This window comes from Paeniroseomonas aquatica, assembly GCF_030409335.1.
Lineage (GTDB): Bacteria > Pseudomonadota > Alphaproteobacteria > Acetobacterales > Acetobacteraceae > Belnapia > Belnapia aquatica.
Map to the genome: position 1 here is coordinate 89272 of NZ_JAUFPN010000195.1, position 24976 is coordinate 114247.

The window sequence follows — 24976 nt, forward strand, 5'->3', positions numbered from 1 at the left end:
CGGGTGATGGATGGCGTCATGCCCGATCCAGCCGCCTTGCCGCCGCATGCTTCCGCCCCGGCCGAGGCGCTCGCCGCCCTGGAGGCCGGGCCGGAGGGGCTGACGTCGGCGGCGGCGGCGGCACGGCTCGCCCGGCACGGCCCTAACCGCCTGCCGGGGCGGCAGCGGCCGGGCCTCGCCCGGCGCTTCGCCGCGCAATTCCGCAGCCTGCTGGTCCAGTTGCTGGCGGTGGCGGCGCTGGCGCTCGGCGTCCTCGGCCATGCCGTGGATGCCGGGGTCATCGCCGCGGTCATCCTGCTGAATGCCGGGATCGGGCTCTACCTCGAGCAGAAGGCGGAAGGCGCGCTGGCGGCGGTGGTGGCGCTGCTGGCGCCGCGGGCGCGGGTGCTGCGCGACGGCCGGCGGCAGGAGGTGGCGGCCGAGAGCCTGGTGCCGGGCGACGTGGTCGCGGTGGAGGCCGGGGACCGGGTGCCGGCGGATCTGCGGCTGCTCGAAGCGCAGGCACTCCGGGCGCAGGAAGCGGCGCTGACGGGCGAGTCCCTGCCCGCCGACAAGGCGGTGCCGGCGGTGGCCGCCGCCGCGCCGCCCGGCGACCGCCACTGCATGCTCCATGCCGGGACGGTGGTGGTGGCCGGGACCGGGCTGGGGCTGGTGGTGGCCACCGGGGCGGCGACCGAGGTCGGCCGGATCGGCGTGCTGCTCGGCGCGGTGACGCGGTCGGAGACGCCGCTGCTGCGCCAGATCGCCCGGCTCGGCGGCTGGATCGCCGTCGCGGTGCTGGGCTTCGCGGTCCTCGCCTTCCTCGCCGGCACGCTGCTGCATGGCCAGCCGGCCGGGGCGATGCTGCTGGCCGCCGTGGCCCTGGCCGTCGCCGCCATCCCCGAGGAGCTGCCGGCGCTGGTCACCGTGACCCTGGCGGTCGGGGTGGGTCGCATGGCCCGGCAGCAGGCGCTGATCCGCAATCTGGCGGCGGTGGAGACCCTGGGCTCGGTCGGCGTGATCTGCTCCGACAAGACCGGCACCTTCACCCGCAACGAGCTGGTGGCGGACCGGGTCAGCATCGGCCGCCACCGGCTGGTGGCGAGCGGGACCGGCTATGGGCCCGAGGGCAGCCTGACCCTTGAGGATGGTGCGGTGCCGCCGGCGGAGCTGCTGGGCACGCTGCTGCCGGCGCTGGTGCTCTGCAACGATGCCGAGCTGGCGAGGGGTGCGGCGGGCTGGACCGCGGTCGGCGACCCGCTCGAGGCGGCGCTGCTGGCGCTGGCGCGGCGGGCGGGCGGCGACCATGCGGCCATCCGGGCGGCGCAGCCGCGGCGGGGCGCCATCCCCTTCGATGCGGTGCGGCGCTGGATGGCGGTGCGGCAGGCCGACGCGCTGCTGCTGAAGGGCGGCCCGGAGGCGGTGCTGCCGCTGTGTACCCGGCAATGGGATGTGGCGGGGGACCAGCCGCTGGAGGCCGCGTCCTGGCTGGCGGAGGCCGAGGCCATGGCGCGCTCCGGACGCCGGGTCCTCGCCCTGGCCCGGCGGTCCGAGCCGGCGCCGGAGGCGCCGCTGGAGCCGGCGGCGGTGGCAGCCGGTGGCTTCACCCTGGTCGGGCTGGTCGGGCTGCTGGACCCGCCGCGGCCGGAGGCACGGCAGGCGGTGGCGGAATGCCGTGCGGCCGGGATCCGCGTGGTGATGATCACCGGCGACCATCCGGCGACCGCCGGCGCCATCGCCGCCGCGGTCGGGCTGGCGCGGCCGGGGCGGGTGCTGACCGGCGCCGACCTGCCGGGCGAGGCGCTGCGGCAGGGCGCCGCCGGGGTGGATGTCTTCGCCCGGGTCGCGCCGGAGCAGAAGCTGGCGCTGGTCGAGGCCCTGCAGGCGGGTGGCCCAAGGGGCGACCAAGTGGTGGCGATGACCGGCGACGGGGTGAACGACGCCCCCGCCCTGGCCCGCGCCGACATCGGCATCGCCATGGGAATCGCCGGGACCGACGCGGCCAAGGCGGCGGCGCAGATGGTGCTGGCCGACGATAATTTCGCCACCATCGCCGCCGCCGTGCGGGAGGGCCGGGTCGTCGCCGACAACCTGCGCAAGGCGCTGCTCTTCGCGCTGCCCGGCAACGGCGGCGAGGGGCTGGTGGTGCTGGTCGCGGCCGTCGCCGGCCTCACCATGCCGCTGGCGCCGCTGCACCTGCTGTGGGTGAACCTGGTGACCACGGTGGCGCTGAGCCTCGCCCTGGCCTTCGAGCCGGCGGAGGCGGCGGTGATGCGGCGGCCGCCCCGGGCCCCGGATGCGCCGCTGCTGGACGGCCTGCTGCTGCGGCGGATCCTGGTGGTCTCGGTGCTGGTGCTGGCCGGGGTCTTCGGCGTCTTCACCTGGGCGCGGGCGGGCGGGTCGTCGCTGGCCGAGGCGCAGACCGCGGCGGTGAACGTGCTGGTGCTGTTCCAGGCGGCCTATCTGTTCAACGTCCGCCGCGCCGCCGGCTCGCCCTTCGCCGGCCTCGGCACCGCGGCGGCGAGGCCGGTCTGGCTGGCGGTGACGGGGACGCTGCTGCTGCAGCTCGCCTTCACCTATGCGCCGCCCCTGCAGGCGCTGCTGGGCACGGCGGCGATCGGGGTCGGGCTCTGGGCCGCGGTGGCGGCGGTGACCCTGGTGCTGTTCCTGCTGGTGGAGGCAGAGAAGCGCTGGCTGGAAGTGCCGGGGCGTCAGCGGCCGGAGTAGTAGAGCGTCACCGTATGGGTCGCCTCGGCGAACATCAGCCAGCGCTCGACCAGCAGGCCGGCCAGCGCCAGCAGGGCGCCGAGCGCGAGTGCCGGCAGCGCCACCCCGCCGCCGATCTGCGTCGCCAGCAGCGCGAGCAGGATGGGCGCCGCGAAGCCGCCGACCAGCACGATGGTCCGCAGCGAGGCGGCGTGCTTGCGGGCGATGCGGAAGCCCATCTCCCGCAGCAGGTAGTTGCTTTCGGTATGCGGCGGGTCGAGCGGGCGGACCTTGCCGATGAAGCCGAGGCTGGTGGCGCTCTCGGCGGTGGCGACCGGGTCGCCGCCATCGATCATCCGCCAATAGGCGAGCTTGAGGACCAGCGCGGCCAGGCCGAGGGTGATGATGAAGCTCGCCGGCCCGCCGACCACGCCGCCGAGCGCCGAGACGCCGGCCAGCAGCGCCATGCCGGAATAGCCGGCCAGGAGCAGGTAGCCGGGCGCCACCAGCGGGTGGTGCCACTGCCGGATGGGCTTGAGCGAGGCATAGATCATGGCGGTGCACCAGACCGTCACCGCCGCGCCCACCGCCGCCAGCAGCCCGGCCAGGGTGGCGAGGCCGGGCAGGTCGGCCAGCAGCGCGGCGCCGAAGCCGATCGCCGGGACATAGGTGACGACCGCGGCGACACCCTCCCGCGACAGCCAGGAGGACCGCCACTGGCTGAAGGCCCGCCAGGCCCGGGTGGGATTGCCGAGATGCAGCATCGAGGAGACGAGGCCGGCGGTGATCAGCAGCAGCGCCAGCACCAGGCAGACCAGGGCGAAGGCCGGGGTCGCCGGGACGATGCCGAGCGGCCGCAGCAGGCCGAGCCAGAAGAGCAACCCGTAGCCCGCACCGGAGGCGGTGGTGAAGAAGACGATGGACGGCGCCGGGTTCATCGCGTCAGGACCTTGTCCATCCACCGCAGCAGCGGGTTCTTGATGTCCATCGCGGTCGGCACGGCTTCCTGCGGCGTGGCCGCGGCGCTGCTGCGCTTGCGCGGCGGCAGGTACTTGTTGACCGGCTTGTAGCCCAGCTCCGGCATCAGGTCCTGGCCGCCGCGGGCGGCGACCAGCTTGCTGACATCGCTCTCGGGGTCGCCGAGGTCGCCGAAGTGGCGGGCATTGGTCGGGCAGGTCAGCACGCAGGCGGGCTGGCGCTGCGCCTCGGGGATGGTCTCGTTGTAGATCCGGTCGATGCAGAGGGTGCATTTCTTCATCACCCCCTCGTCCTCGTCCATCTCGCGGGCGCCATAGGGGCAGGCCCAGGCGCACAAGCCGCAGCCGATGCAGATGTCGTGGTCGACCAGGACGATGCCGTCCTCGATCCGCTTGTAGGAGGCGCCGGTCGGGCAGACCGTCACGCAGTCCGGCGTCTCGCAATGGAGGCAGGAGCGGGGGAAGTGGACGGTGCGGCCGTCGGCGCCCTCGCCGGCCTCGTAGCTGTGGACGCGGTTGAACCAGACGCCCTCGGCCCCGGCGGAATAGGGCTTCAGGTCGGGCAGCGGGCCGCTGTGGCCCGAGGAATTCCATTCCTTGCAGTTGGTCGCGCAGGCCTGGCAGCCGACGCAGGTGTCGAGGTCGATGACGAGGCCAAGCTTCTTCTGGCCGGGGGTGATCTCGGGCAGGCAGGTCACGGCTTGGCCTTCGTTGAATAGCGGAGGATGTCGGGGCGGTCGGGCATGTGCGGCGGCAGGCCCAGCGTCTCCGGGTGGGGGCTGGTGATGCCCTCCTCCCCGGGGGCGCATTTGCTGACCTTCACCCGCAGGTCGTACCAGGCGGCCTGGCCGGTGACCGGGTCGGCGTTCGCCTGGCGGAAGCCTTCCTGGGCGGGCAGCCATTCCGAGATGACGTGGTTTAGCAGGAAGCCCTTGGTCGATTCCGTGCTGCCGGGGTCGAGGTTCCAGGCGCCCGAGCGCTTGCCGATGGCGTTCCAGGTCCAGACCGTGTCGGGGTTCACCCCCTCCATCAGCGCCACCTGGCACTTCAGGCGCCCGGCGCGGCTCTCGACCCAGACCCAGTCGTCCTGCTCGATGCCGAGCGCGGCGCCGCGGGCGCGGGCCATGTAGAGCTTGTTGGAGCCCAGGATCTGCTTCAGCCAGGCATTCATCGAGCCCCAGGAATGATACATCGCCATCGGCCGCTGGGTGATGGCCGAGAGGTCGAATTCCCCGAGGTCCTGGCCGGTGTGCTCCAGCGGCGCGTACCAGATGGGCAGCGGGTCGCAATAGGTCCGCACCCGCTCCCGCAGCCGGTCCGGCGGCTGCCTGGTGCCATGGCCTTCGGCGGCGAGGCGGAATTTCTGCAGGGGCTCCGACCAGATCTGCATGACGATCTGGTCCGACTTGCCCATCAGCCCCATGGCCTTGGACTGCTCGAGGTAATCCTTGTTCGCGTGCTTGTAGTAGGACTGCTCCGGCGGCAGGTGGTCGCGCCAGAAGCAGCCGTTGTCGATGTAGCGCTGCAGCTGGTCCGGGTTCGGCTCGCCGACGCCCTTCTTCGTGCCGTCGGCGCCGCGGAAGCCGGCGAGCGGGCCGACGCCGGGCATGCGCTCATGGTTGACGATGTAGTCGGGGTAGTCCTTCCAGCGCGGACTGCCATCGGGCTTCGTGAAGGCCGGCAGGCCGAGGCGGGAGCCGAGCTCGATCAGCACGTCCTGGAAGGGGCGCACGTCGCGGTCCGGCTTGAGCACCGGCTGGCGGATGGCATCGCCGGCGCCATGGGCGCTGCCGATCGGCCGGTCGAGGATGCTGATGCAGTCCCAGCGCTCGAGATAGGTGGTGTCCGGCAGGATCAGGTCGGCATAGGGCACCGTCTCCGAGTAGTAGGCGTCGGAGTAGATGACGTGCGGGATGGTGTATTCGCCATCCGGCTGCTGCTCGGTCAGGATGCGGATGACCTCGCCGGGGTTCATCGCGCTGTTCCAGGCCATGTTGGCCATGAACATGAAGAGCGTGTCGATCTTGTAGGGGTCGCCGATCCCGGCATTGCCGATGACCGTGTGCATCATCCCGTGCAGCGCCAGCGGCGCGTCCCAGGAGAAGGCCTTGTCGATCCGCAGCGGATTGCCGTCGTCGTCCACCAGCAGGTCGTCCGGCCCGTGCGGGAAGGACAGGATGTTGCCGGCGAGCGGGGTATTCGGCTTGGCGCCGCGGCCGGCCGGGCCGGGGCCGGGCGGGATCGGCCGCGGGAAGGGCGACTTGTAGCGCCAGGAGCCCGGGGTATCGACCGCGCCGAGCAGCATCTGCAGCACATGCAGCGCGCGGCAGGAATGGAAGCCGTTGGAATGCGCGGAGATGCCGCGCATGGCGTGGAAGGCGACGGGGCGGCCGACCATCGTCTCGTGCCGGCGGCCCCAGACATCGGTCCAGGGCTGCTCCAGGGTGATCGCCTGGTTGAAGGCGACGTCGGCGATCTCGGCGGCGATGGTGCGGATGCGGGCGGCCTCGATGCCGCAGCGCTCGGCGACCGCCTCGGGGGCGTATTCCGGCGCCAGGTAGCGTTCCGCCATCAGCTGGAAGACCGGCTGGGCCTTCCGGCCATCGGCCAGGGTGAAGTCGCCGACCATGACGGCGGAGAGATCGACCAGGGAGGCATCGACCGCGCCGCGGGCGCGGTCCCAGGCCAGCGGCTTGCCGGCCTCGTCGCGGGCGAACAGCCCGTCGTCGGCGCCGCCGGGGTTGCGGACCACCAGCCAGGAGGCGTTGGTGTAGCGGGCGAGGAATTCGAGGTCGATCTGGTCGGTGCGCAGCAGCTCATGCGCCAGCGCCAGGGCGAACAGCCCATCGGTGCCGGGGCGGATGCCGACCCATTCGTCGGCGATGGCGGAATAGCCGGTGCGGACCGGGTTGACCGAGATGAATTTGGCGCCGCGCGCCTTCATCTTGGCCAGGCCCATCTTGATCGGGTTGCTGTCGTGGTCCTCGGCGACGCCGAACATCAGGAAGTACTTGGCGCGGTCCCAGTCGGGCTCGCCGAACTCCCAGAACGATCCGCCGATGGTGTAGAGCCCGCCGGCCGCCATGTTGACCGAGCAGAAGCCGCCATGCGCGGCGAAATTCGGGGTGCCGAATTGCGCCGCCCAGAAGCCGGTGAGGCTCTGCGACTGGTCGCGGCCGGTGAAGAAGGCGAGCTGGCGCGGGTCGGTCTCCCGCACGTGCTTCAGCCAGCCGGTGGCGGTCTCGAGCGCCTCGTCCCAGCTGATCTCGGCATACTCGCCCGAGCCGCGCGGGCCGATGCGCTTCAAGGGCGCCCGCAGCTTGGCCGGGGAGTATTGCGTCATGATCCCGGCGCTGCCCTTGCCGCAGAGCACGCCCTTGTTCACCGGGTGGTCCGGATTGCCCTCGATGTAGCGGACCTGGCCATCCTTCAGATGCACCCGGATGCCGCAGCGGCAGGCGCACATGTAGCAGGTGGTGGTCTTGACCGTGTCGCCGATGGGGGTGGAGTATTCCACATGCTTATCGGGGCTGGGCGACGCCAGGGGCCGCAATTGCGAGGGCGTCGGCGCTTCCGGCATTGATGATGGTCCCCCAGGCTAACGACTGAAATGTCAGTTAGCCATGGGTGCGGGGGAAGGGCAAATCACTCGCCCCTCCCCGGGGACGTCACGGCCGGGCGATGCTGCCGACCCGGCCCGCGGTCTGCGCCCCGTCGATCACCAGCTCCGAGCCGTTGACGTAGCGCGACTGGTCGGAGGCGAGGAACAGCACCCCGTCGGCGATGTCCTGCGGCTGGCCGAGCACCCCGGTCGGCACGCTGGCCAGGGCGATGGCGCGGGGGTCGAGCGGGGCGTTGCGGCCGGAGCCGGCCGCCCCGACCGGGATCTTCTCCCAGATCGGCGTCTCGATGATGCCGGGATGGACGCTGTTGCAGCGGATGTTCTCCCGCGCGCATTCCAGCGCCACGGATTTGGCGAAGAGCCGCACCGCCCCCTTGCTGGCGGAATAGCCGGCGAGGCCGGCCGAGCCGCGCAGCCCGGCGACCGAGGAGATCAGCACGATGGAGCCGCCGCCGGCCCGGCGCATGGCGGGGATGCTGTGCTTGACCGAGAGGAAGACGCCGTCGACGTTGATCGCCATCTGCCGCCGCCAGTCGGCCAGCGTCATGTCGACGATGCTGGTCATGATGCCGATGCCGGCGTTCGAGACCAGCACGTCGAGCCGGCCGAAGCGCTGCTCGGCCGCGGCCACCACCTCGGCCCAGCGGTCCTCCTCCGTCACGTCCTGGTGGAGGTAGGCGGCCTCGCCCCCGGCCTCGCGGATGGCGGCGGCCAGCGCCTCGCCGCGGGCATCGTCGAGGTCGGTCAGCAGCACCCGGGCGCCTTCGCGGGCCAGGGTGCGGGCGCAGGCGGCGCCGATGCCGGAGGCCGCGCCGGTGACGAGCGCGACCTTGCCTTGGACCTGGGGCATTCCTGGGTTCCTCCGGTTGCTATTGCAGCCAGAGTGGCTCCTTCAGCTTGCCGAGGAAAGCCGCGTGCCGTTCCAGCTCGGCCTCGCTCGGCAGGATGGGCCGCGGGGTGCGGGGCCGGGCCAGCCCGTCCAGCGTCACCACCGGCCCGCCCATGTTCAGCGCCAGCACGAAGCCGGGCTGCCGGCCGCCCATCAGCTCGAGGTAGACCTGGGCCAGCAGCTGCACGTCGAGCAGCGCATTGTGGCTGTCCCGCATCGAATTATCGATGCCGAGGCGGCGGCAGAGCGAATCGAGGCTGTTCGGCATGCCGGGATAGCGCTGCTTGGCCAGCATCAGGCTGTCGACCATGCGGGCGCGGTCGAGCGGGCGGTGGCCGGCGCGGACCAGCTCGGCATCGAGGAAGCCGAAGTCGAAGGGCGCGTTGTGCGCGACGATCGGCGCATCGCCGAGGAAGTCGAGCAGCCCCTCCGCGATCTCGGCGAACTTCGGCTTGCCGCGCAGCATCTCGATGGTGAAGCCGTGCACCTTGCTGGCCTCGGGCGGGATGTCGCGCTCGGGGTCGATGACGACGTGGTAGACCCGGCCGGTCGGCATCAGGTTCACCAGCTCGATGGCCGCGACCTCGATGACCCGGTCGCCGGTGGCGGGGTCGAGGCCGGTGGTCTCGGTGTCCAGCACCAGGGCGCGCTGGGCCTTCTCCGCGGGTTTCGCCTCGCTCATGCGGTCCATCCTCCGGCCGCGGTGGAGCTAGCCAATCGGGCCTGCCGGCGCAAGGCGCGGGGCCGGGCTCAGCCCGGCCGGGCGCCGGAGCGGGCGACCAGGGCGGCGATCCGCGGCCATTCCGCCGCCAGGAAATCCTTGAACCGCTCCGGGCCCATCTCGGGCCAGAGCACCGTCGCGGTGCCGTCGAAGAACTCCTGCACCCGGGGGTCCTGCATCGCCTCCCGCAGGCCGGCGGCCAGCCGGGCGACGATGGCGCCCGGGGTGGCGGCGGGCAGGAACAGGCCCGCCCAGGGCAGGAATTCCGCCTCGGGGATGCCGGCCTCGGCCATGGTCGGGACCTCGGGGGCGAGCCGGACGCGGGCGGGGTCGGTCACCGCCAGCGCCCGCAGCCGGCCGTCGCGGACATGCGGGATGCTGGTCATCGGGTAGTCCCACATCACGTCGACGCGGCCGCCGATGACGTCGTTCACCGCCTGGGCGCCATTGGCATAGGGCGCGTGGATCAGCCGGATGCCGGTGACCTGCTGCAGCATCTCGACCGCCAGGTGCGGCGCGGTGCCGACGCCGGTCGAGGCATAGGTCAGGGTCTCCGGCCGGGCCCGGGCGGCGGCGACCAGCTCGGCCATGCTGCGCCAGGGCCGCCCCGGGCTGGTGACCACCATGTTGGGCGAGGCGCCGAGGCCCTGCACCGGGACGAAGTCCCGCTTCGGGTCGTAGCGCAGGGCGGGGTAGAGCGCCGGGGCGGCGGCGATCGGCCCCTGGCTGCCATAGAGCAGGGTATGGCCGTCGGGCGCCGCCCGGGCCACCGCCTCGGCGCCGATGGTGCCGCCGGCGCCGGGCCGGTTCTCCACCACGACGGGCTGGCCGAGGATCTGCGACAGCCGCTGGGCCACCACCCGGGAGGAGCTGTCGGTGATGCCGCCGGCGGCGAAGGGGACCACCCAGGTGATGCCGCGGCTGGGCCAGGGGGCCTCGGCCGCGGCGAGGCCGGGCGTGGCGAGTGTCGCGGCGAGCAGGCTGCGGCGGGCGATCCGGACCATGGTTGCTTCCCCCTTCCGTTCTTGCCGGCAGGGTATCACCCTTGGCGCCGGTTCAAGGAGGCTCCGATGAAGATCAAGCGCATCGAACATGTGGCGATCGCGGTCCGCAACCTGGATGCGGTGCGGGATACGCTGGCGACGCTCGGGATCAGCTGCGACCACGAGGAGACCCTGCCGGAGCACCGGATCCGCCTGGCCATGCTGCCGATCGGCGAGAGCGCCCTCGAGCTGCTCGAGCCGCAGGACGAGACCGGCGCCACCGCCGAATGGATCCGCACCCGCGGCGAGGGGCTGTTCCACATCTGCCTCGAGGTCGATGACATCGAGGCGGCGCTGGCCGAGCTGAAGGGCAAGGGCATCAGGCTGCAGGACGAGGTGCCGCGCAGCGGCCACGGCGGCCACCGCATCGCCTTCCTCGACCCTGCCAGCACGGCGGGGCTGGTGGTCGAGCTGGTGGAGATGACGGGCGCGCATTGAGTTTCGGGCGCATGAAATCTCCGCCCGGGACGAAACTCGCGGACCGGTGATTCGCTGGCCAACAGCGCCTTACCGACGCCCGGCCATGCGGCCGGGTCCCGGCATGAGAGGAAACGCCGTGGCCACTCTGACCGCCTCGCCCCTGGCGAGGCCGCTTCATCCGCTGCATGCCCTGTTGCTGGCCTTCCCGTTGCCGCTGTTCCTGGGCGCCCTGCTCAGCGACCTCGCCTACCGGGCCAGCTTTCACGTGCAATGGTCCAATTTCGCCTCCTGGCTCATCGCCGGCGGCCTGTTCTTCAGCGCCTTCGCCGTGCTCTGGGCGCTGGTCAACCTGTTCCGCCGCGGCTCCGCCAGGCGGGGCCGCCTGATCCTCTACTGCCTGCTGCTGCTGGCGATGTGGGCGCTGGGCTTCGTCAATGCCCTGGTCCACGCCAAGGACGCCTGGGCGGTCATGCCCGAAGGCCTCTACCTCTCGGCGGTCGTGTCGGCCCTGGCGCTCGCCGCGAGCTGGATCGGCTATTCCGGGTTTCATACGCAGGAGATGGCATGATGCGCTCGGCTCTGTTGATGGGCGCCCTGGCGCTCGCCCTGGCGGGCTGCGACGACGACCGGGTGCAGGCGCAGCACGGCCCCAGCCCGACGCTGCCGGAGCCGCAGCGCGGCCTGCTGCCCTCGATGAAGATCCCGCGGCCGGCGAGCTGGGGGGATTCCCTGCCGACGGTGCCGGCGGGCTACCGGATCGCGCCCATCGCCACCGACCTCCGGATTCCCCGCCAGACCCTGGTGCTGCCGAACGGCGACATCCTGGTCGCGGAAGGGGCGGGCGGCAGCGCCCCCACGGTGCGGCCGAAGGACATCATCGCCGGCTTCATCAAGAGCCTGGGCAAGACCTCGGTCCCCGGCGGCAACCGGCTGACCCTGCTGCGCGACGCCGACGGCGACGGCACCTACGAGATGAAGGGCGTCTTCGCCGACCGCCTCAACGCGCCCTACGGCCTCGCGCTGGTCGACGGCGGCCTCTACGTCGCCAACCAGGATGCGGTGGTGCGCTTCGACTACCGGGACGGCCAGACCCAGGCGAGCGGCCCGCCGGTGACCCTGACCGAGCTGCCGGCGGCGATCAACCACCACTGGACCAAGGCGATGACCGCCAGCGCCGACGGCCGCTTCCTCTATGTCGGCATCGGCTCCAACAGCAACATCACCGAGCGCGGGATGGACGCCGAGATCGACCGGGCCATGGTCTGGCAGATCGACATCCGGACCGGCGCGCACCGGACCTATGCCACCGGCCTGCGCAACCCGACCGCGCTGGCGATCCAGCCCGGCACCGGCCAGCTCTTCGCGGTGGCGAACGAGCGGGACGAGATCGGCCCCGACCTGGTGCCGGACTACCTGACCTCGGTGCGCGAGGGCGCCTTCTACGGCTGGCCCTACAGCTACTGGGGCCAGAACGTCGACCACCGGGCGCAGCCGCAGAATCCGCAGAAGGTCGCCGCGGCGATCGCCCCGGACTATGCGCTGGGCTCGCACGTGGCGGCGCTCGGCCTGGCCTTCTCGGGTCCGGCCATGGGCGGGCGCTTTGCCGACGGCGTCTTCGTCGGCCAGCACGGCAGCTGGAACCGCAACACCCCGGTCGGCTACAAGGTGGTCTTCGTGCCCTTCCGCGACGGCAAGCCCGCCGGCGAGCCGGTCGACTTCGTCGCCGGCTTCCTGAACGGCGAGGGCAATACCCGCGGCCGGCCGGTCGGGGTGACGGTGGATCCCCGCGGCGCGCTGATCGTCGCCGACGACCTCTCGAACACCATCTGGCGCATCACCGCGAACCAGTCCCTGCCGGCGGGCGCCGGCGAGGGCAGGGCGCCCGAGGTCCGCTGACGCCCCGGCAGCCGGCGCGGGACCCGCGCCGGCCGCCGCCCCTCAGCGGCCCGGCGCGTCCTTGACCACCACGACGAAGGCCTCGATCAGCCGCGGCATCTCCTCGGCCCGCGCTGGCAGCTCGTCGGCCGCGAGGCTGAGGCTGTCGAGGAAGCGGCCCGCGGCGGTGTAGAGCGAGAGCTCCAGCCCGTCGCCGACCACCTCCGGCCGGCAGACGATCTCCTCGCCCGGCGCCTCCTGCCGCGCCATGGCGACGAAGTCGCGGATCTCCTCGATGCCGGCGGTCTCCTGCCCGGCCTCGCCCAGGAAGTCGCTGACCTCGTCGCCGATCTCGGAGGGCGGCACCAGGGCCAGCGGCACGCAGCCGCCGGCCTCGAAGGTCGCCGCGCGCCAGCGGTCGAAGGCGGCGGTGCGCTTGGCGTCCTCCGGGCTGTCCTCCTCGGCCTCCTCGTCCGGCGGGCCCTCGGCGGCGATCTCCTCCCAGCTCGGGATGGTCCAGTCGAGCTGCACGCCGAGCAGGACGCCGAAGCCGGCATCGGCCAGCTCGTCGGTATCGGCCGGCGGCAGGTCGCGCGGCTCCATCCCGGCGACCAGGTCCAGCAGCACCCGGCGCATGGCGGCGGGGTCGAGCCGGGCGACCGCCTCGGGCGAGCGCCAGCCGGGCAGGAAGCGCAGCTCGAGCGTCGCCGGCAGGATGCCGGCGGCGATCAGCCCGCTGCCCAGCGCGGCGGCCTCGGGCACCTCGCCCTGGACCAGGGCGACCGGCAGGGCGACCAGCTCGGCCCAGCCCGAAGGCCCGGCCTCGGCGCCCTCGGCCACCGCCAGCAGCGCGCCGACCAGGTCCTCGGCCATGTCCTCGCCGAGCCGGTCGGCCGCCTTGCGCACCGCCAGCTCCAGCACGCCGGCCCGGCCGCCGGCCAGCAGCGCATGGGCCAGCGCCTCGAAGCCGGCGCCGTCCTCCTCGGCGAAGGCGGCCAGCAGGCTGTCGGCCAGCGGCCCGGGGACGGTGCCGAGCCTGGGCTGGGCCGGGATGATCCGGGCATCGAGGCCGAGCGCCTCCAGCGCCGCGGCGCCGCTCAGCATGCGGGCGCGGTCGCGCCAGGCGAGGCGGTTCTCCACCGTGTCGATGCGGCCATCCATCCAGCGGCGGAAGGCGCCGCGGTCGGCCCGCTGGACGAAGACCCGCACGCCATTGGCCGCCAGCTCGGCGGCGACGGCGCGGTTCACCGCGGTGACGGTGGCGAGGTCGGCCTCGCCCAGCCGGAAATCGCCCGTCCGGTAAAGGTCGAGCGTCTCGGCATCGGGGAAATGGGTCAGCAGGACGGCATCGAGTTCGGGGGCGAATTCGCGGGCGAGCGCCGCGGCCTGGCCGACTAGTCCGTCATTGAGGCCGGCTTTGGGCGGCATGGCGGAGATCCTGAGGGAAAGGGGGATGATATGGGGGCCCGGCCGGCGCCAGACCAGCCGGGGAAGGCAAGCCGGCGGCGGGACCGGGGTCCCGCTAGACGCCCAGCCGGTCGGCGCAGCCGGCGAGGAAGCCGCCGAGCGCCCGGTGGAAGTCCGGCTCCTCCAGCAGGAAGGCGTCGTGGCCCTTGTCCGAGGCGATCTCGACGAAGCTGACATTGGCCGCCGCGGCGTTCAGGGCGCGGACCACGGCGCGGCTCTCGCTGGTCGGGAAGAGCCAGTCCGAGGAGAAGGAGGAGACGAAGAAGCGGGTCCTCGTCCCGCGGAAGGCGGCCGAGAGGTCGCCGCCATGCTCCGCGCCGAGGTCGAAGTAGTCCATGGCCCGGGTGATGGTGAGGTAGCTGTTGGCGTCGAAGCGGCGGACGAAGGTGCTGCCCTGGTGGCGCAGGTAGCTCTCCACCTCGAAGACGTCCTCGAGGAAGGTGAGCGAACTGGCGCCGCGCAGCCGCCGGCCGAATTTCCGGGTCAGCGCCTGTTCCGAGAGGTAGGTGATATGGGCGACCATGCGGGCGACCGAGAGGCCCTTGGCCGGGATCCCGCCATCCTCCCAGTAGCGGCCGCCGCGCCAGTCGGGGTCCGAGTGGATGGCGGCGCGGCCGACCTCGTTGAAGGCGATGTTCTGGGCGCTGTGGTAGGCGGCGGTCGCGATCGGCGCCGCGGCATAGACCGCGTCCGGGAAGGTCGCCGCCCATTCCAGCACCTGCATCCCGCCCATCGAGCCGCCGATGACGCCGAGCAGCCGCTCGATCCCGAGGCGGTCGACCAGCAGCTTCTGGGCGCGGACCATGTCGCGGATGGTGATGTTGGGGAAATCCGTGCCCCAGGGGCGGCCCATCGGGCGGCCCTCGGGGTCGGTCATCTCCTCCCGCGGGCCGGTGCTGCCCATGCAGCCGCCCAGCACGTTGGCGCAGATCAGGAAGTAGCGGTCGGTATCCAGCGGCAGGCCGGGGCCGACGATGGTGTCCCACCAGCCGGCCCGGCCGGTCAGCGGATGGGTCGCCGAGACGTACTGGTCCGCGGTCAGCGCGTGGCAGACCAGCACCGCATTGGTTCTGGCGGCGTTCAGGGTGCCATAGGTCTCGTAGGCGACCGCCATGGGCGCGATGACCATGCCGCAGTCGAGCGCCAGGCCCTCCGCGAAGAGGGCGCGCTGGTGGTCAACCTGGGGAAGCGGGACGACGGGTGCTGACATGCTCGGTTCTGCTGGCCTGGCTGCCAGGAATAGGCCCGCCGGGCCGGCTCTTCAACGGGCGCCGCCGGCCGAGGGGCGCGGGGTGGGGCCGGGGGAGCCTTGGCGCGGGGCGGGGCAGCGTCTATTGCTGCCGCGAAAGACGCCCCGGACATGACATCTTCAGACAGCGACTTGGCGCCAGCCCCCGATACCGCCCCCGGGTCCGTCCCCTCGGACCCGCTCGCCCAGGCGCGGGCGGAGATCGATGCGCTGGATGACGCGCTGCACGATCTGGTGATGCGCCGGGCCGCGGTGGTCGCCCGGCTGGCCGCCAGCCGGGCCAAGGCCGGCAGCCCCAGCCCGCTGCGCCCGGGGCGGGAGGCGATGATCCTGCGCCGGCTGCTGGCCCGCCACGCCGGGCCGCTGCCGCCGGTCGCGCTGGTGCGGCTCTGGCGCGAGCTGCTCGCCTCCTCCTCCGCCCAGCAGGGCGGCTTCACCGTCGCGGTCCATGGCCGGGGGCCGGAGCGGCTGGCGCGGGAGCATTTCGGCAGCCTGACGCCGCTGGAAATCCTGCCCAGCGCCGCCCGGGCGCTCGCGGCGGTCGCCGGCGGCGAGGCCCAGGTGGCGGTGCTGCCGCTGCCCGAGGAGGGCGAGGCGCCGGAGGCGGCCTGGTGGCTCGGCCTCGACAGCCCGCGGCTGCAGGTGATCGCCCGGCTGCCCTTCCTCGCCGCCGGCGGGGAGGAAGGGGCCCTGGCCGTCGCGCCGGGCGCGCCCGACCCGAGCGGGGCCGACCGCTCGCTGCTGCGGCTCGAGGCCGTGGGGGAGCCCGGCCGTGCGCCGCTCGCCGCGGCGCTGGCCGCGGCCGGGCTGGCGCCCCGGATGCTGCAGCTCCGCCGCGACGGCGGGGTGCTGCGGGCGCTGGCCGAGGTGGATGGCGTGCTGACGGCCGACGACCCGCGCCTGGCCGGCCTGCCGGTGGACCGAGCCCTGCCGCTGGGTTTCTACGCGGTGCCCGAGAGAGGAGACCAAGGCTGATGTCCGCTTTGCTGCCGCGCCCCAGCATCCTGTCGATCGAGCCCTATGTCGGCGGCGAATCCAAGATCCCGGGCGTCAACCGGATCATCAAGCTCTCCTCGAACGAGGGCGCCTTCGGCGTGCCGCCGGGGGCGCAGGCGGCCTATGCGAAGCTGGCGGCCGAGCTGCACCGCTACCCCGACGGCGGCAGCACCGCGCTGCGCCAGGCGATCGGCACCCGCTTCGGGCTGGACCCGGCCCGGATCGTCTGCGGCAACGGCTCGGACGAGCTGATCGGCCACATCATCATGGCCTATGGCGGCGAGGGCACCGAGCTGGTGATGAGCGCGCATGGCTTCGTCATGTACGACATCGCCGGGCGCTACGCCGGCTGCCGCGTCATCAAGGTGCCGGAGCGGAACCTGACCGCCGACGTGGACGCGATGCTGGCCGCGGTCGGCCCGCGCACCCGGCTGCTGTTCCTGGCCAACCCGAACAACCCGACCGGCACCATGCTGCCGGCGAGCGAGGTCACCCGGCTGCGGGCGGCGCTGCGCGAGGACGTGCTGCTGGTGCTGGATGCCGCCTATGCGGAATACGTCACCCGGGAGGACTACGACGCCGGCGTGGCGCTGGTCGAGGCCGGGACCAACACCATCATGACCCGCACCTTCAGCAAGGTCTTCGGCCTGGGCGGGGTACGGCTGGGCTGGACCTATGCGCCGCCGCACATCACCGACGTGCTGAACCGGGTCCGCGGGCCCTTCAACGTGAATGCCCCGGCGGCCGCCGCCGGCGTCGCCGCCCTGGCCGAGGCCGGCTGGGTCGAGAAGTCGGTCGCCCACAACAGCGAATGGCGGGCCAAGGTCAGCGACGGGCTGCGGGCGCTCGGCGTCGCGGTGGTGCCGAGCGAGGGCAATTTCATCCTGGCCGACTTCGGCACCGCCGAGCGCGCCCAGGCCGCCGATGCGGCGCTGAAGGCGCGCGGGCTGATCGTCCGGGCGATGGCCTCCTACAGCCTGCCGCAGTGCCTGCGCATCACCATCGGCACCGCCGAGGAATGCGGCATGGTGCTGGATGCGCTGACGGGCTTCCTGCGTGGTCGATGACAGGCGGGGCGAGCCGCTGTTCGAGCGGCTCTGCCTGATCGGGGTCGGGCTGGTCGGCAGCTCCATCGCCCGGGCGGCGCGGGAGCGCGGCGACATCGCCCGCACGGTGGTGGCGCATACCCGGAAGCCCGAAACCCTGGCCCGGGTCCGCGCGCTCGGCTTCGCCGACGTGGTCGAGGCCGATCCGGCCGAGGCCGTGCGCGGGGCGGATTGCGTCATCCTCTGCGTGCCGGTCGGCGCCTATGCCGGGGTTATGGCGGCCATCGCGCCGCACCTGGCGCCGGGCTGCGTGCTGTCCGACGTCGGCAGCACCAAGGGCAGCGTGATCCGCGACCTCGGGCCGCTGCTGCCGCCCGGCGTGCACCTGGTGCCGGCGCATCCCATGGCCGGCACCGAGCATTCCGGCCCGGATGCCGGCTTCGCCGACCTGTTCCGCGGCCGCTACGTGATCCTGACCCCGGTGCCCGGCGGCAATGCCGCGGCGGTCGAGCGCATCGCCGAGCTGTGGCGGCGCTGCGGCTCCATGGTCGAGCGCATGGATGCGGCGACCCACGACAAGGTCGTCGCCATCGTCTCCCACCTGCCGCACCTCATCGCCTTCACCATCTGCGGCACCGCCGACGACCTGGCCGAGGAGACGCGGGAGGCGGTGCTGAAATTCGCCGCCTCGGGCTTCCGCGACTTCACCCGCATCGCCTCCTCCGACGTCGACATGTGGCGCGACATCTTCCTCAACAACCGGGAGGCGCTGCTCGAGATGCTGGCGCGCTTCACCGAGGATGCCCAGGCGCTGGGACGGGCGGTGCGCTGGGGAGAGGCGGGCTTCATCGAGGACCGCATCCGGCGCGGGCGGCGGATCCGCCGCGGGCTGATCGAGCGCAAGCAGGCCTGATCCCCCGATCCCCCCACCCGCCCCGCCGCCGGCATTGACAGCAGCCCCTCGCGTCACGCAATTTGGTCGATCGACCAAGAACGGGACGAAAGGGGCGGCTATGTCCACGGCTCTGGCTGGCGTCACATCGATGCTCGACCGCGGCGAACCGGCGGCCCGCGCCCGCGCGGTCGCCCCCGTCCTCGAGGCCGCCGGGCCGCGGATCGAGGCCGACAAGGCCATCCCGCCCGAGGTCCTCGGCGCCATGCACGGGGCCCGGCTGTTCCGCACCCTGCTGCCCCAGGCCTATGGCGGCGAGCAGGTCACCCCGGCCGCCTTCTACCGGATGATGGAGGTGATCGCCGCCGCCGACGGCTCCGCCGGCTGGTGCCTCTGCCAGGCCTCCGGCTGCTCCATCGCCTCGGCCTACATGGCGCCCGAGGTGGCGCGGGAGATCTGGGGCCCGGCCGATGCGGTGCTGGCCTGGGGCTTCGGCAACGGCGCGGCGCAGGTGGTGCCCGGCGGCTACCGGGTCAGCGGCACCTGGGCCTTCGCCAGCGGCAACCGGCACGCCACCTGGATGGGCGGGCATTGCCGGGTGATCGAGCCGGATGGGTCGATCCGCAGGAATGCCGACGGCAGCCAGCACGAGCGCAGCATGCTGGTGCCGCGCCGCATGGCGCGCTTCCACGATGTCTGGAACGTCGTCGGCCTGCGCGGCACCAACAGCGACACCTATACCTACGACGCCATCTTCGTGCCGGAGGAGTACGGCGTCTGCCGCGACAGCGACGCGGAACGCCGCATCCAGGCGCCGCTGTACCAGTTCACCACCAGCCATCTCTACTCCGCGGGCTTCGCCGGGGTCTCGATCGGCATCGCCCGCGGGCTGCTGGATGCCTTCGTGGACCTCGCCAGGGGCAAGACCGCGGCGGCGGCGACCAGGCCGCTGCGCGACAGCGAGGTGATCCAGAACGGCATCGCCCAGGCCGAGGCCAAGCTGCGCTCCGCCCGCGCCTGGCTGATCGAGGTGCTGGAGGAGGCGCATGCGGTGGCCGAGGCCACCGGCCGCATCACCATGACCGAGCGGGCGATGATCCGGCTGGCGACGACCTCGGGCATCCAGCGCGCCAAGGAGGTGGCCGAGTGGGCCTATCACGAGGCCGGGGCCAGCGCGATCATGCTCTCCGGCCCCTTCGAGCGGCGGATGCGCGACATCCACGCCTCCTCGCAGCAGGTGCATGGGCGGAGCGCGCATCTCGAGATGTGCGGCCAGCACTTCCTCGGGATGAATCCCTCCGGCCGGTTCTTCTGAACCGGGGCTACTCGGCGACCGCCCCGGCCCGCTGCGCCAGCGCGCCCCAGCGCCGGCCCTCGCCGGCGATCAGGGTGGCGAAATCCTCCGGCGAGGGGCTGGCGACCGCCGCCGTCGCCGCGAGGGCGAAGCGGTGCCGGACATCCGGCAGCCGGAGCACCTCCTCGGCCAGCCGGTGCCAGCGCTGCAGGATCGCGGCCGGGGTGCCGGCCGGGGCCAGCAGCCCCTGCCAGGAGGAGGCGACGAAGGCGGGGTAGCCGCTCTCGGCCATGGTCGGCACCTCCGGCAGCGCCGGCACCCGCTGCGCGGTGGTGACCGCCAGCGCCTTCAGCCGCCCCGCCTGCACCTGGCCCAGCGCCGAGGAGAGCGTCACGAAGAGCCCGTGCACGTCGCCAGCGGTCGCCGCCGTCACCGCCGGGCCGGCGCCGCCGGGATAGGCGACATGGACCATGTCGAGCCCGCCGGCCAGCTCCCGCAGCAGCTCCATCTCCAGCCGGTTGAGGCTGCCGGCGCCGGGCGAGCCGTAGTTCACCTTGCCCGGATTGGCCCGGGCATAGGCCACCATCTCCCGCACCGAGCCGAAGGGCGCCGAGGGGTGCACCACCAGCGCATCCGGGGTCTCCGAGACCAGCGAGATGGCGGCGAAATCCTCGACCGGCCTGAGCCGTAGGGTACGGGCGAAGACCGTGGGGTTGACCGCCAGCGTGCCGACATTGCCGAGGAACAGGGTATAGCCGTCGGGCGCCGCCCGGGCGGCGGCTTCCATCCCGACATTGCCGGCGGCGCCGGTGCGGTTCTCCACCACCAGCGGCTGCCCCAGCGCGGCCGAGAGATGCGGCTGCATGATGCGGGCGGCGAGGTCGGTGGCGCCGCCGGGGGCGAAGGGCACGATGAGCCGGACCGGCCGTTCCGGATAGGTCGCGGCCCGGGCGCCCGCCGTCGCCAGGCCCAGCCCCGCAGCCGCCAGCAATCCCCGTCGATCGATCATCGCCCGTCTCCCCCTGGCCTCTCGGGGCCGTTCGGGCAACGATGCCACCGTGCCCGGCCGCGCGCCAGCGGCGCGGCGGGCGGCTATTCCGCCGCGCTGGCGCCGAATTGCGCGGCATGCAGCCGCCGGTAGGCGCCGCCCGCCGCCAGCAGCCCGGCATGCGAGCCCTGCTCGAGGATGCCTGCCTCGCCCACCACGATGATGCGGTCGGCGTTGCGGATGGTCGCCAGCCGGTGGGCGATGACCAGGGTGGTGCGGCCCTCGGCCAGCTCGCCCAGCGCCTGCTGGATCTCCCCCTCGGTGACGGTGTCGAGCGCCGAGGTGGCCTCGTCCAGGATCAGGATCGGCGGGTTCTTCAGGAAGATCCGGGCGATCGCCAGCCGCTGCTTCTGCCCGCCCGAGAGCTTGACGCCGCGCTCGCCGATCAGCGTGTCGAGCCCCTCCGGCAGGGCCGCGATCACCTCGTCCAGCCGGGCCCGCCGCGCCGCCGCGGCGATCTCGGCCTCGCTCGCGCCCAGCCGGCCGTAGCCGATGTTGTCCCGCAGGCTGCCGGCGAAGAGGAACACGTCCTGCTGGACGATCCCGATCGCCCCGCGCAGCGAGGCGAGGGTCATGTCCTGGATGTCGATGCCGTCGATGGTGATGCGGCCGGCCTCGACGTCGTAGAAGCGCGGCAGCAGCGAGCAGAGCGTGGTCTTGCCGGCGCCGGAGGGGCCGACCAGCGCCACGGTCCGCCCCGCCTCGATGGTGAGGTCGAGGCCGCGCAGCACCGGGCGCCCGGGCGCGTAGCCGAAGGTCACGCCCTCGAACCGCACCTCGCCGCGCAGCGGCCCGGCGTCGCGGGCGCCGGGGCGGTCGGTGACGTCGGGCGCGGTCGCCAGCAGCTCGAGGTAGCTGCGGAAGCCGGCGATGCCGCGGGGATAGGTCTCGATCACCGCGCTGATCTTGTCGAGCGGCCGGTAGAAGACCCCGACCAGCAGCAGGAAGGCGACGAAGTCCCCGACCGAGAGGCGTCCCGCCACGATCAGCATGCTGCCGGCGAGCATGACCACCACCTGCACCAGCCGCATGCCGAGGTAGTTCAGCGTCTGGCTCGCCGCCATGATGCGGTAGGCCTCGAGCTTGGTCCGCTGGTAGCGGTCGTTGTCGGCGGCGAAGAGCCGGCGCTCATGCGCCTCGTTGGCGAAGGCCTTGACCACGCGGATGCCGCCGACGGCCTCCTCGATCCGCGCGTTGAAGGCGCCGACCCGGCCGAATTGCGCCTGCCAGTTCTGCGTCATCCGGCCGCCGTAGCGGGCCACCACCCAGCCGACCGCCGGCACCACCAGGGCGGTCAGCAGCGCCAGGGTCGGGCTGACCAGCAGCATGAGGGTGAAGGCGCCGAGGAAGGTCAGCACCGCGATCAGCAGGTCCTCCGGCCCGTGGTGCGCGACCTCGCCGATGTCCTCGAGGTTCTTCGTGACCCGGCCGACCAGGTGCCCGGTCTTCTGGTTGTCGTAGAAGCGGAAGGACAGGGTCAGCAGGTGGTCGAAGGCGCGGCGGCGCAGCTCGGTCTCGATGGCGATGCCGAGCACGTGGCCCCAGTAGGTCACCACCGCCATCAGCGCGGCATTGGCGAGGTAGACCGCCAGCAGCCCGACGACGGCGAGGCCGATGAGCTGCAGGTCCTGCTGCGGCAGCAGCCGGTCGATGAAGGCCCGCACCGCCATGGGGAAGCCGAGCTCCAGCATGCCCGACAGCGCGGCGCAGCCGAAGTCGAGCGCCACCAGCCGCAGGTGCGGCCGGTAGAAGGCGGCGAATTGCCGGATCATGGCGCCGCCCGGTGCGGCCGGGGGCGGCGTGGCCGGGCGGGCCGGCGGGTCGTCGCGGGAGGGGTCAGGATCGGGGCCTCGGGGTCAGGGCGCAGGGCCGGAGCGGCCACCCTGCCGGGCGGGGCCGCGCCAGGCAAGCGCCCACCGCGCCTCAGTCGCCGGCGAGCCGCGGGCGGAGGTGCTCCAGCACCCGCCGGGCCAGCGCCTCGGCCGGGGCGGCGGTGGTGTCCAGCCGCAGCTCCGGCCGCTCCGGCGGCTCGTAGGGGCTGTCGATGCCGGTGAAGTTGCGGATCGCCCCGCGCCGCGCCTTCTCGTACAGGCCCTTGGGGTCGCGCCGCATGCATTCCTCGAGCGGCGCGTCGACGAAGACCTCGACGAACTCCCCGGCCTCCAGCATCGACCGCACCATCCGGCGCTCCGCCCGGAAGGGCGAGATGAAGGAGCAGAGGACGACCAGCCCGGCATCGGCGAAGAGCTTCGCCACCTCGCCGGCCCGGCGGATGTTCTCGACCCGGTCGGCGTCGGTGAAGCCCAGGTCGCGGTTCAGCCCGTGCCGCAGGTTGTCGCCGTCGAGCGCATAGGTGTGCCGTCCTTCCCGGTGGAGCAGCTGCTCCACCAGCTTGGCGATGGTCGACTTGCCCGAGCCCGACAGGCCGGTGAACCACAGCACCAGCGGCCGCTGCCCGTCGAGCGCGGCCCGGGCCCGCCGATCGACGAGGAAGGCCTCGTGGTGGATGTTGGTCGCCCGGCGCAGCGGGAAGGCCACCATGCCGGCGCCGGCGGTGCGGTTGCTGAAGCGGTCGACCAGGATGAAGGCGCCGGTCGCGCGGTTCTCGGCATAGGCGTCGAGCGGCACCGGCCGGGCCGCCGAGAGGTTGCAGAAGCCGATCTCGTTGAGGCCGAGCTGCCGCGCCGCGGCGTGCTCCAGCGTGTTCACCTCCACCCGGTGCCGGATGCTGGTGACCGTCGCCGGGGTCCAGAGGTGGCCGATCCGCATGAGGTACTGCCGGCCCGGCAGCATCGCCTCCTCGTCCATCCAGAGCAGGTGGGCGGCGAATTGGTCGGCGACCTCGGGCCGCCGGTCCGGCGGCGCCAGCACGTCGCCGCGCGCCACGTCCAGCTCCTCCGCCAGCGCGATCGTCACCGCCTCGCCGGCCGCGGCCTCCGTCTGGTCGCCCTGCGGCCCGAGGATGCGGGCGACCGTGCCCTGCCGGCCCGAGCCGGCGACCGCGAGCGCCTCCCCCAGCGCGACCCGACCCGCGGCGACGGTGCCGGCGAAGCCGCGGAAGTCCTGGTTCGGCCGGTTCACCCATTGCACCGGAAAGCGGAAGGGCCGCGCCGCGGCATCGGCCTCGACGTCGACCGTGTCGAGGTGCTCGAGCAGCGTCGGGCCGCGGTACCAGGGCGTGTTTCCGGACCGCCGGGTGACGTTGTCGCCGAAGCGGGCGGAGGTCGGGACCGGCACCATGGTCTGGAAGCCGAGGCCGGCGGCGAAGGTCAGCCAGTCGCCGACGATGCGGTCGAACACCTCCTCGGCGAAGCCCACGGTGTCGATCTTGTTGACCGCCAGCACCACGTGGCGGATGCCGAGCAGCGAGCAGATGTAGCTGTGCCGCCGGGTCTGCGTCAGCACCCCCTTGCGGGCATCGGCCAGGATGACCGCGAGCTCGCAGTTCGAGGCCCCGGTCGCCATGTTGCGGGTGTACTGCTCGTGGCCCGGGGTATCGGCCACGATGTAGGACCGCCGGGCGGTGGCGAAGAAGCGGTAGGCGACGTCGATGGTGATGCCCTGCTGCCGCTCGGCCTCGAGGCCGTCGACCAGCAGCGCGAGGTCGACCTCCTCGCCGACCGTGCCGTGCTTCAGGCTGTCGCGGGCGACCGCCGCCAGCGTGTCCTCCATGATCAGCCGGCTGTCGTGGAGCAGCCGGCCGATCAGCGTCGACTTGCCGTCGTCGACCGAGCCGCAGGCGAGGAAGCGCAGCAGGCCATGCGCCTGGGCGCGGGGCGGCGGGCGGCCGGGCATCAGAAGTATCCCTCGCGCTTCTTGCGTTCCATCGAGGCCTCCTGGTCGGTGTCGATCAGCCGGCCCTGGCGCTCGCTGGTGCGGCTCTCGCGGATCTCGGCCAGCACCTGGTCGATCGTCTCGGCCCGGCTCTCGTGGGCGCCGGTCAGCGGCCAGTCGCCCATGGTGCGGAAGCGCACCCACAGCGTCTCGGGCCGCTCGCCCGGCTCGAGCGGCATGCGCTCGTCGTCGCGCAGGATGAGGGCGCCGGCGCGGCGCACCACCGGCCGCGGCGCGGCGAAGTAGAGCGGCACCACCGGGATCGCCTCGGCGGCGATGTAGTCCCAGACGTCGAACTCGGTCCAGTTGGACAGCGGGAAGACGCGCATCGTCTCGCCGGGGCCGATCCGCGTGTTGTAGAGGCTCCAGAGCTCCGGCCGCTGGCCGCGCGGCTCCCAGAGGTGCCCCGGCGCGCGGTGGGAGAAGACGCGCTCCTTGGCCCGGGCCTTCTCCTCGTCGCGGCGGGCGCCACCCAGCGCCGCGTCGAAGCCGCCGGCGTCGAGCGCCTGCTTCAGCGCCTCGGTCCCCATCGTCGCCATGTGCAGCTGCGAGCCATGGGTGAGCGGGCCGATGCCGCGCGCCAGGCCCTCCGGGTTGGTGTGGACCACGAGCCTGAGGCCGAGCTCGGCGACGCGGCGGTCGCGGAAGTCGAGCATCGCCCGGAAGTCCCAGCCGGTGGCGATGTGCAGCAGCGGGAATGGCAGCCGGCCGGGGGCGAAGGCCTTCAGCGCCAGGTGCAGCACGACGCTGCTGTCCTTGCCGATGGAGTAGAGCAGCACCGGCCGGCGGAAGCTGGCCGCCACCTCCCGCAGGATGGCGATGCCTTCGGCTTCCAGCCGCCGCAGGTGCGGAGAGAGGCGGGCGGGGGCGGTGGTCTGCATCAGGATCGCTGGTCCTTGCTGGCCGCTGCCGCGGCGG

20 protein-coding genes are annotated in these 24976 nt (G+C 73.0%); 8 read left to right on the forward strand and 12 right to left on the reverse strand.

The features are described from left to right. Positions 1–18 precede the first annotated feature (18 nt). On the forward strand, positions 19–2706 hold the full coding sequence (locus QWZ14_RS24910; protein WP_290319684.1) for an HAD-IC family P-type ATPase: 2688 nt from the start codon (positions 19–21) through the stop codon (positions 2704–2706). Here QWZ14_RS24910 and QWZ14_RS24915 read toward each other — a convergent pair. The 6 genes from QWZ14_RS24915 to QWZ14_RS24940 all read right to left on the reverse strand — a co-directional run bounded on the left by QWZ14_RS24915 (position 2691) and on the right by QWZ14_RS24940 (position 9898). After that, on the reverse strand, positions 2691–3623 hold the full coding sequence (locus QWZ14_RS24915) for a dimethyl sulfoxide reductase anchor subunit family protein (protein ID WP_290319685.1): 933 nt from the start codon (positions 3621–3623) through the stop codon (positions 2691–2693). The two genes, QWZ14_RS24910 and QWZ14_RS24915, sit on opposite strands and share 16 nt — an antisense overlap. Continuing rightward, on the reverse strand, positions 3620–4360 hold the full coding sequence (locus tag QWZ14_RS24920) for a 4Fe-4S dicluster domain-containing protein (protein WP_290319686.1): 741 nt from the start codon (positions 4358–4360) through the stop codon (positions 3620–3622). The genes QWZ14_RS24915 and QWZ14_RS24920 overlap by 4 nt, the downstream gene beginning before the upstream one ends. Beyond that, positions 4357–7242, reverse strand: a complete 2886-nt coding sequence (locus QWZ14_RS24925) for a molybdopterin oxidoreductase family protein (protein WP_290319687.1) — start codon at positions 7240–7242, stop codon at positions 4357–4359. The genes QWZ14_RS24920 and QWZ14_RS24925 overlap by 4 nt, the downstream gene beginning before the upstream one ends. 88 nt (positions 7243–7330) lie before the next feature. After that, positions 7331–8134 (reverse strand): SDR family NAD(P)-dependent oxidoreductase, encoded by an 804-nt coding sequence (locus QWZ14_RS24930; protein ID WP_290319688.1) that lies wholly within the window; start codon positions 8132–8134, stop codon positions 7331–7333. A 19-nt stretch (positions 8135–8153) separates the two neighbouring features. Then, positions 8154–8855 (reverse strand): DNA polymerase III subunit epsilon, encoded by a 702-nt coding sequence (gene dnaQ / locus QWZ14_RS24935; protein WP_290319689.1) that lies wholly within the window; start codon positions 8853–8855, stop codon positions 8154–8156. Positions 8856–8923: 68 nt separating this feature from the next. After that, positions 8924–9898 carry a Bug family tripartite tricarboxylate transporter substrate binding protein gene (locus QWZ14_RS24940; protein WP_290319690.1) on the reverse strand — a complete coding sequence of 325 codons (975 nt, stop codon included), beginning with the start codon at positions 9896–9898 and terminating at the stop codon, positions 8924–8926. A 66-nt stretch (positions 9899–9964) separates the two neighbouring features. Between QWZ14_RS24940 and mce the strand changes: the two genes are divergently transcribed. From mce to QWZ14_RS24955, 3 genes are all read left to right on the forward strand, one after another. Further along, positions 9965–10375, forward strand: coding sequence for a methylmalonyl-CoA epimerase (mce, locus tag QWZ14_RS24945; RefSeq protein ID WP_290319691.1), 411 nt, complete (start codon positions 9965–9967; stop codon positions 10373–10375). Between the two features lie 118 nt (positions 10376–10493). Then, positions 10494–10925 (forward strand): DUF2231 domain-containing protein, encoded by a 432-nt coding sequence (locus QWZ14_RS24950; RefSeq protein WP_290319692.1) that lies wholly within the window; start codon positions 10494–10496, stop codon positions 10923–10925. Beyond that, the gene (locus QWZ14_RS24955) at positions 10922–12253 is read left to right on the forward strand and encodes a PQQ-dependent sugar dehydrogenase (RefSeq protein WP_290319693.1); all 1332 of its coding nucleotides are present in this window, start codon (positions 10922–10924) and stop codon (positions 12251–12253) included. Before QWZ14_RS24950 ends, QWZ14_RS24955 begins: the two co-directional genes overlap by 4 nt. A gap of 42 nt (positions 12254–12295) precedes the next feature. Here QWZ14_RS24955 and QWZ14_RS24960 read toward each other — a convergent pair whose 3' ends face one another. Together QWZ14_RS24960 and metX are read right to left on the reverse strand one after the other, a co-directional pair. Next, positions 12296–13660, reverse strand: coding sequence for a hypothetical protein (locus QWZ14_RS24960; protein WP_290319694.1), 1365 nt, complete (start codon positions 13658–13660; stop codon positions 12296–12298). A 94-nt stretch (positions 13661–13754) separates the two neighbouring features. Beyond that, a complete protein-coding gene (gene metX, locus QWZ14_RS24965) occupies positions 13755–14909 on the reverse strand; it encodes a homoserine O-acetyltransferase MetX (RefSeq protein ID WP_290319695.1) in 1155 nt (384 codons plus the stop codon). 150 nt (positions 14910–15059) lie between these two features. Between metX and QWZ14_RS24970 the strand changes: the two genes are divergently transcribed. The 4 genes from QWZ14_RS24970 (at position 15060) to QWZ14_RS24985 (ending at position 19197) form a co-directional block, all read left to right on the forward strand. Beyond that, on the forward strand, positions 15060–15923 hold the full coding sequence (locus tag QWZ14_RS24970) for a chorismate mutase (protein ID WP_290319696.1): 864 nt from the start codon (positions 15060–15062) through the stop codon (positions 15921–15923). Continuing rightward, positions 15923–17011, forward strand: a complete 1089-nt coding sequence (hisC, locus tag QWZ14_RS24975) for a histidinol-phosphate transaminase (RefSeq protein ID WP_290319697.1) — start codon at positions 15923–15925, stop codon at positions 17009–17011. Before QWZ14_RS24970 ends, hisC begins: the two co-directional genes overlap by 1 nt. Continuing rightward, a complete protein-coding gene (locus tag QWZ14_RS24980; protein ID WP_290319698.1) occupies positions 17001–17903 on the forward strand; it encodes a prephenate/arogenate dehydrogenase family protein in 903 nt (300 codons plus the stop codon). The genes hisC and QWZ14_RS24980 overlap by 11 nt, the downstream gene beginning before the upstream one ends. 100 nt (positions 17904–18003) lie before the next feature. Then, positions 18004–19197, forward strand: a complete 1194-nt coding sequence (locus QWZ14_RS24985; RefSeq protein ID WP_290319699.1) for an acyl-CoA dehydrogenase family protein — start codon at positions 18004–18006, stop codon at positions 19195–19197. Between the two features lie 7 nt (positions 19198–19204). On the opposite strand, the gene QWZ14_RS24990 is transcribed toward QWZ14_RS24985, so the two are convergent. The 4 genes from QWZ14_RS24990 to cysD all read right to left on the reverse strand — a co-directional run bounded on the left by QWZ14_RS24990 (position 19205) and on the right by cysD (position 24939). Beyond that, positions 19205–20185 carry a Bug family tripartite tricarboxylate transporter substrate binding protein gene (locus QWZ14_RS24990; protein ID WP_290319700.1) on the reverse strand — a complete coding sequence of 327 codons (981 nt, stop codon included), beginning with the start codon at positions 20183–20185 and terminating at the stop codon, positions 19205–19207. Positions 20186–20268: 83 nt separating this feature from the next. Next, the gene (locus QWZ14_RS24995; protein ID WP_290319701.1) at positions 20269–21996 is read right to left on the reverse strand and encodes an ABC transporter ATP-binding protein; all 1728 of its coding nucleotides are present in this window, start codon (positions 21994–21996) and stop codon (positions 20269–20271) included. A gap of 151 nt (positions 21997–22147) precedes the next feature. Beyond that, entirely contained in the window at positions 22148–24019 is a 1872-nt protein-coding gene (cysN, locus tag QWZ14_RS25000; protein ID WP_290319702.1) for a sulfate adenylyltransferase subunit CysN, read from the reverse strand. Beyond that, entirely contained in the window at positions 24019–24939 is a 921-nt protein-coding gene (cysD, locus tag QWZ14_RS25005) for a sulfate adenylyltransferase subunit CysD (protein ID WP_290319703.1), read from the reverse strand. Before cysD ends, cysN begins: the two co-directional genes overlap by 1 nt. Positions 24940–24976 lie beyond the last annotated feature (37 nt).

Coding starts and splice junctions, on each gene's coding strand:
- QWZ14_RS24910 (WP_290319684.1), top strand. CDS start 19: ATGCCCGATCCAGCCGCCTTGCCGCCGCATGCTTCCGCCCCGGCCGAG.
- QWZ14_RS24915 (WP_290319685.1), bottom strand. CDS start 3,623: ATGAACCCGGCGCCGTCCATCGTCTTCTTCACCACCGCCTCCGGTGCG.
- QWZ14_RS24925 (WP_290319687.1), bottom strand. CDS start 7,242: ATGCCGGAAGCGCCGACGCCCTCGCAATTGCGGCCCCTGGCGTCGCCC.
- QWZ14_RS24930 (WP_290319688.1), bottom strand. CDS start 8,134: ATGCCCCAGGTCCAAGGCAAGGTCGCGCTCGTCACCGGCGCGGCCTCC.
- dnaQ (WP_290319689.1), bottom strand. CDS start 8,855: ATGAGCGAGGCGAAACCCGCGGAGAAGGCCCAGCGCGCCCTGGTGCTG.
- QWZ14_RS24940 (WP_290319690.1), bottom strand. CDS start 9,898: ATGGTCCGGATCGCCCGCCGCAGCCTGCTCGCCGCGACACTCGCCACG.
- mce (WP_290319691.1), top strand. CDS start 9,965: ATGAAGATCAAGCGCATCGAACATGTGGCGATCGCGGTCCGCAACCTG.
- QWZ14_RS24955 (WP_290319693.1), top strand. CDS start 10,922: ATGATGCGCTCGGCTCTGTTGATGGGCGCCCTGGCGCTCGCCCTGGCG.
- QWZ14_RS24960 (WP_290319694.1), bottom strand. CDS start 13,660: ATGCCGCCCAAAGCCGGCCTCAATGACGGACTAGTCGGCCAGGCCGCG.
- metX (WP_290319695.1), bottom strand. CDS start 14,909: ATGTCAGCACCCGTCGTCCCGCTTCCCCAGGTTGACCACCAGCGCGCC.
- QWZ14_RS24970 (WP_290319696.1), top strand. CDS start 15,060: ATGACATCTTCAGACAGCGACTTGGCGCCAGCCCCCGATACCGCCCCC.
- hisC (WP_290319697.1), top strand. CDS start 15,923: ATGTCCGCTTTGCTGCCGCGCCCCAGCATCCTGTCGATCGAGCCCTAT.
- QWZ14_RS24985 (WP_290319699.1), top strand. CDS start 18,004: ATGTCCACGGCTCTGGCTGGCGTCACATCGATGCTCGACCGCGGCGAA.
- QWZ14_RS24990 (WP_290319700.1), bottom strand. CDS start 20,185: ATGATCGATCGACGGGGATTGCTGGCGGCTGCGGGGCTGGGCCTGGCG.
- QWZ14_RS24995 (WP_290319701.1), bottom strand. CDS start 21,996: ATGATCCGGCAATTCGCCGCCTTCTACCGGCCGCACCTGCGGCTGGTG.
- cysN (WP_290319702.1), bottom strand. CDS start 24,019: ATGCCCGGCCGCCCGCCGCCCCGCGCCCAGGCGCATGGCCTGCTGCGC.
- cysD (WP_290319703.1), bottom strand. CDS start 24,939: ATGCAGACCACCGCCCCCGCCCGCCTCTCTCCGCACCTGCGGCGGCTG.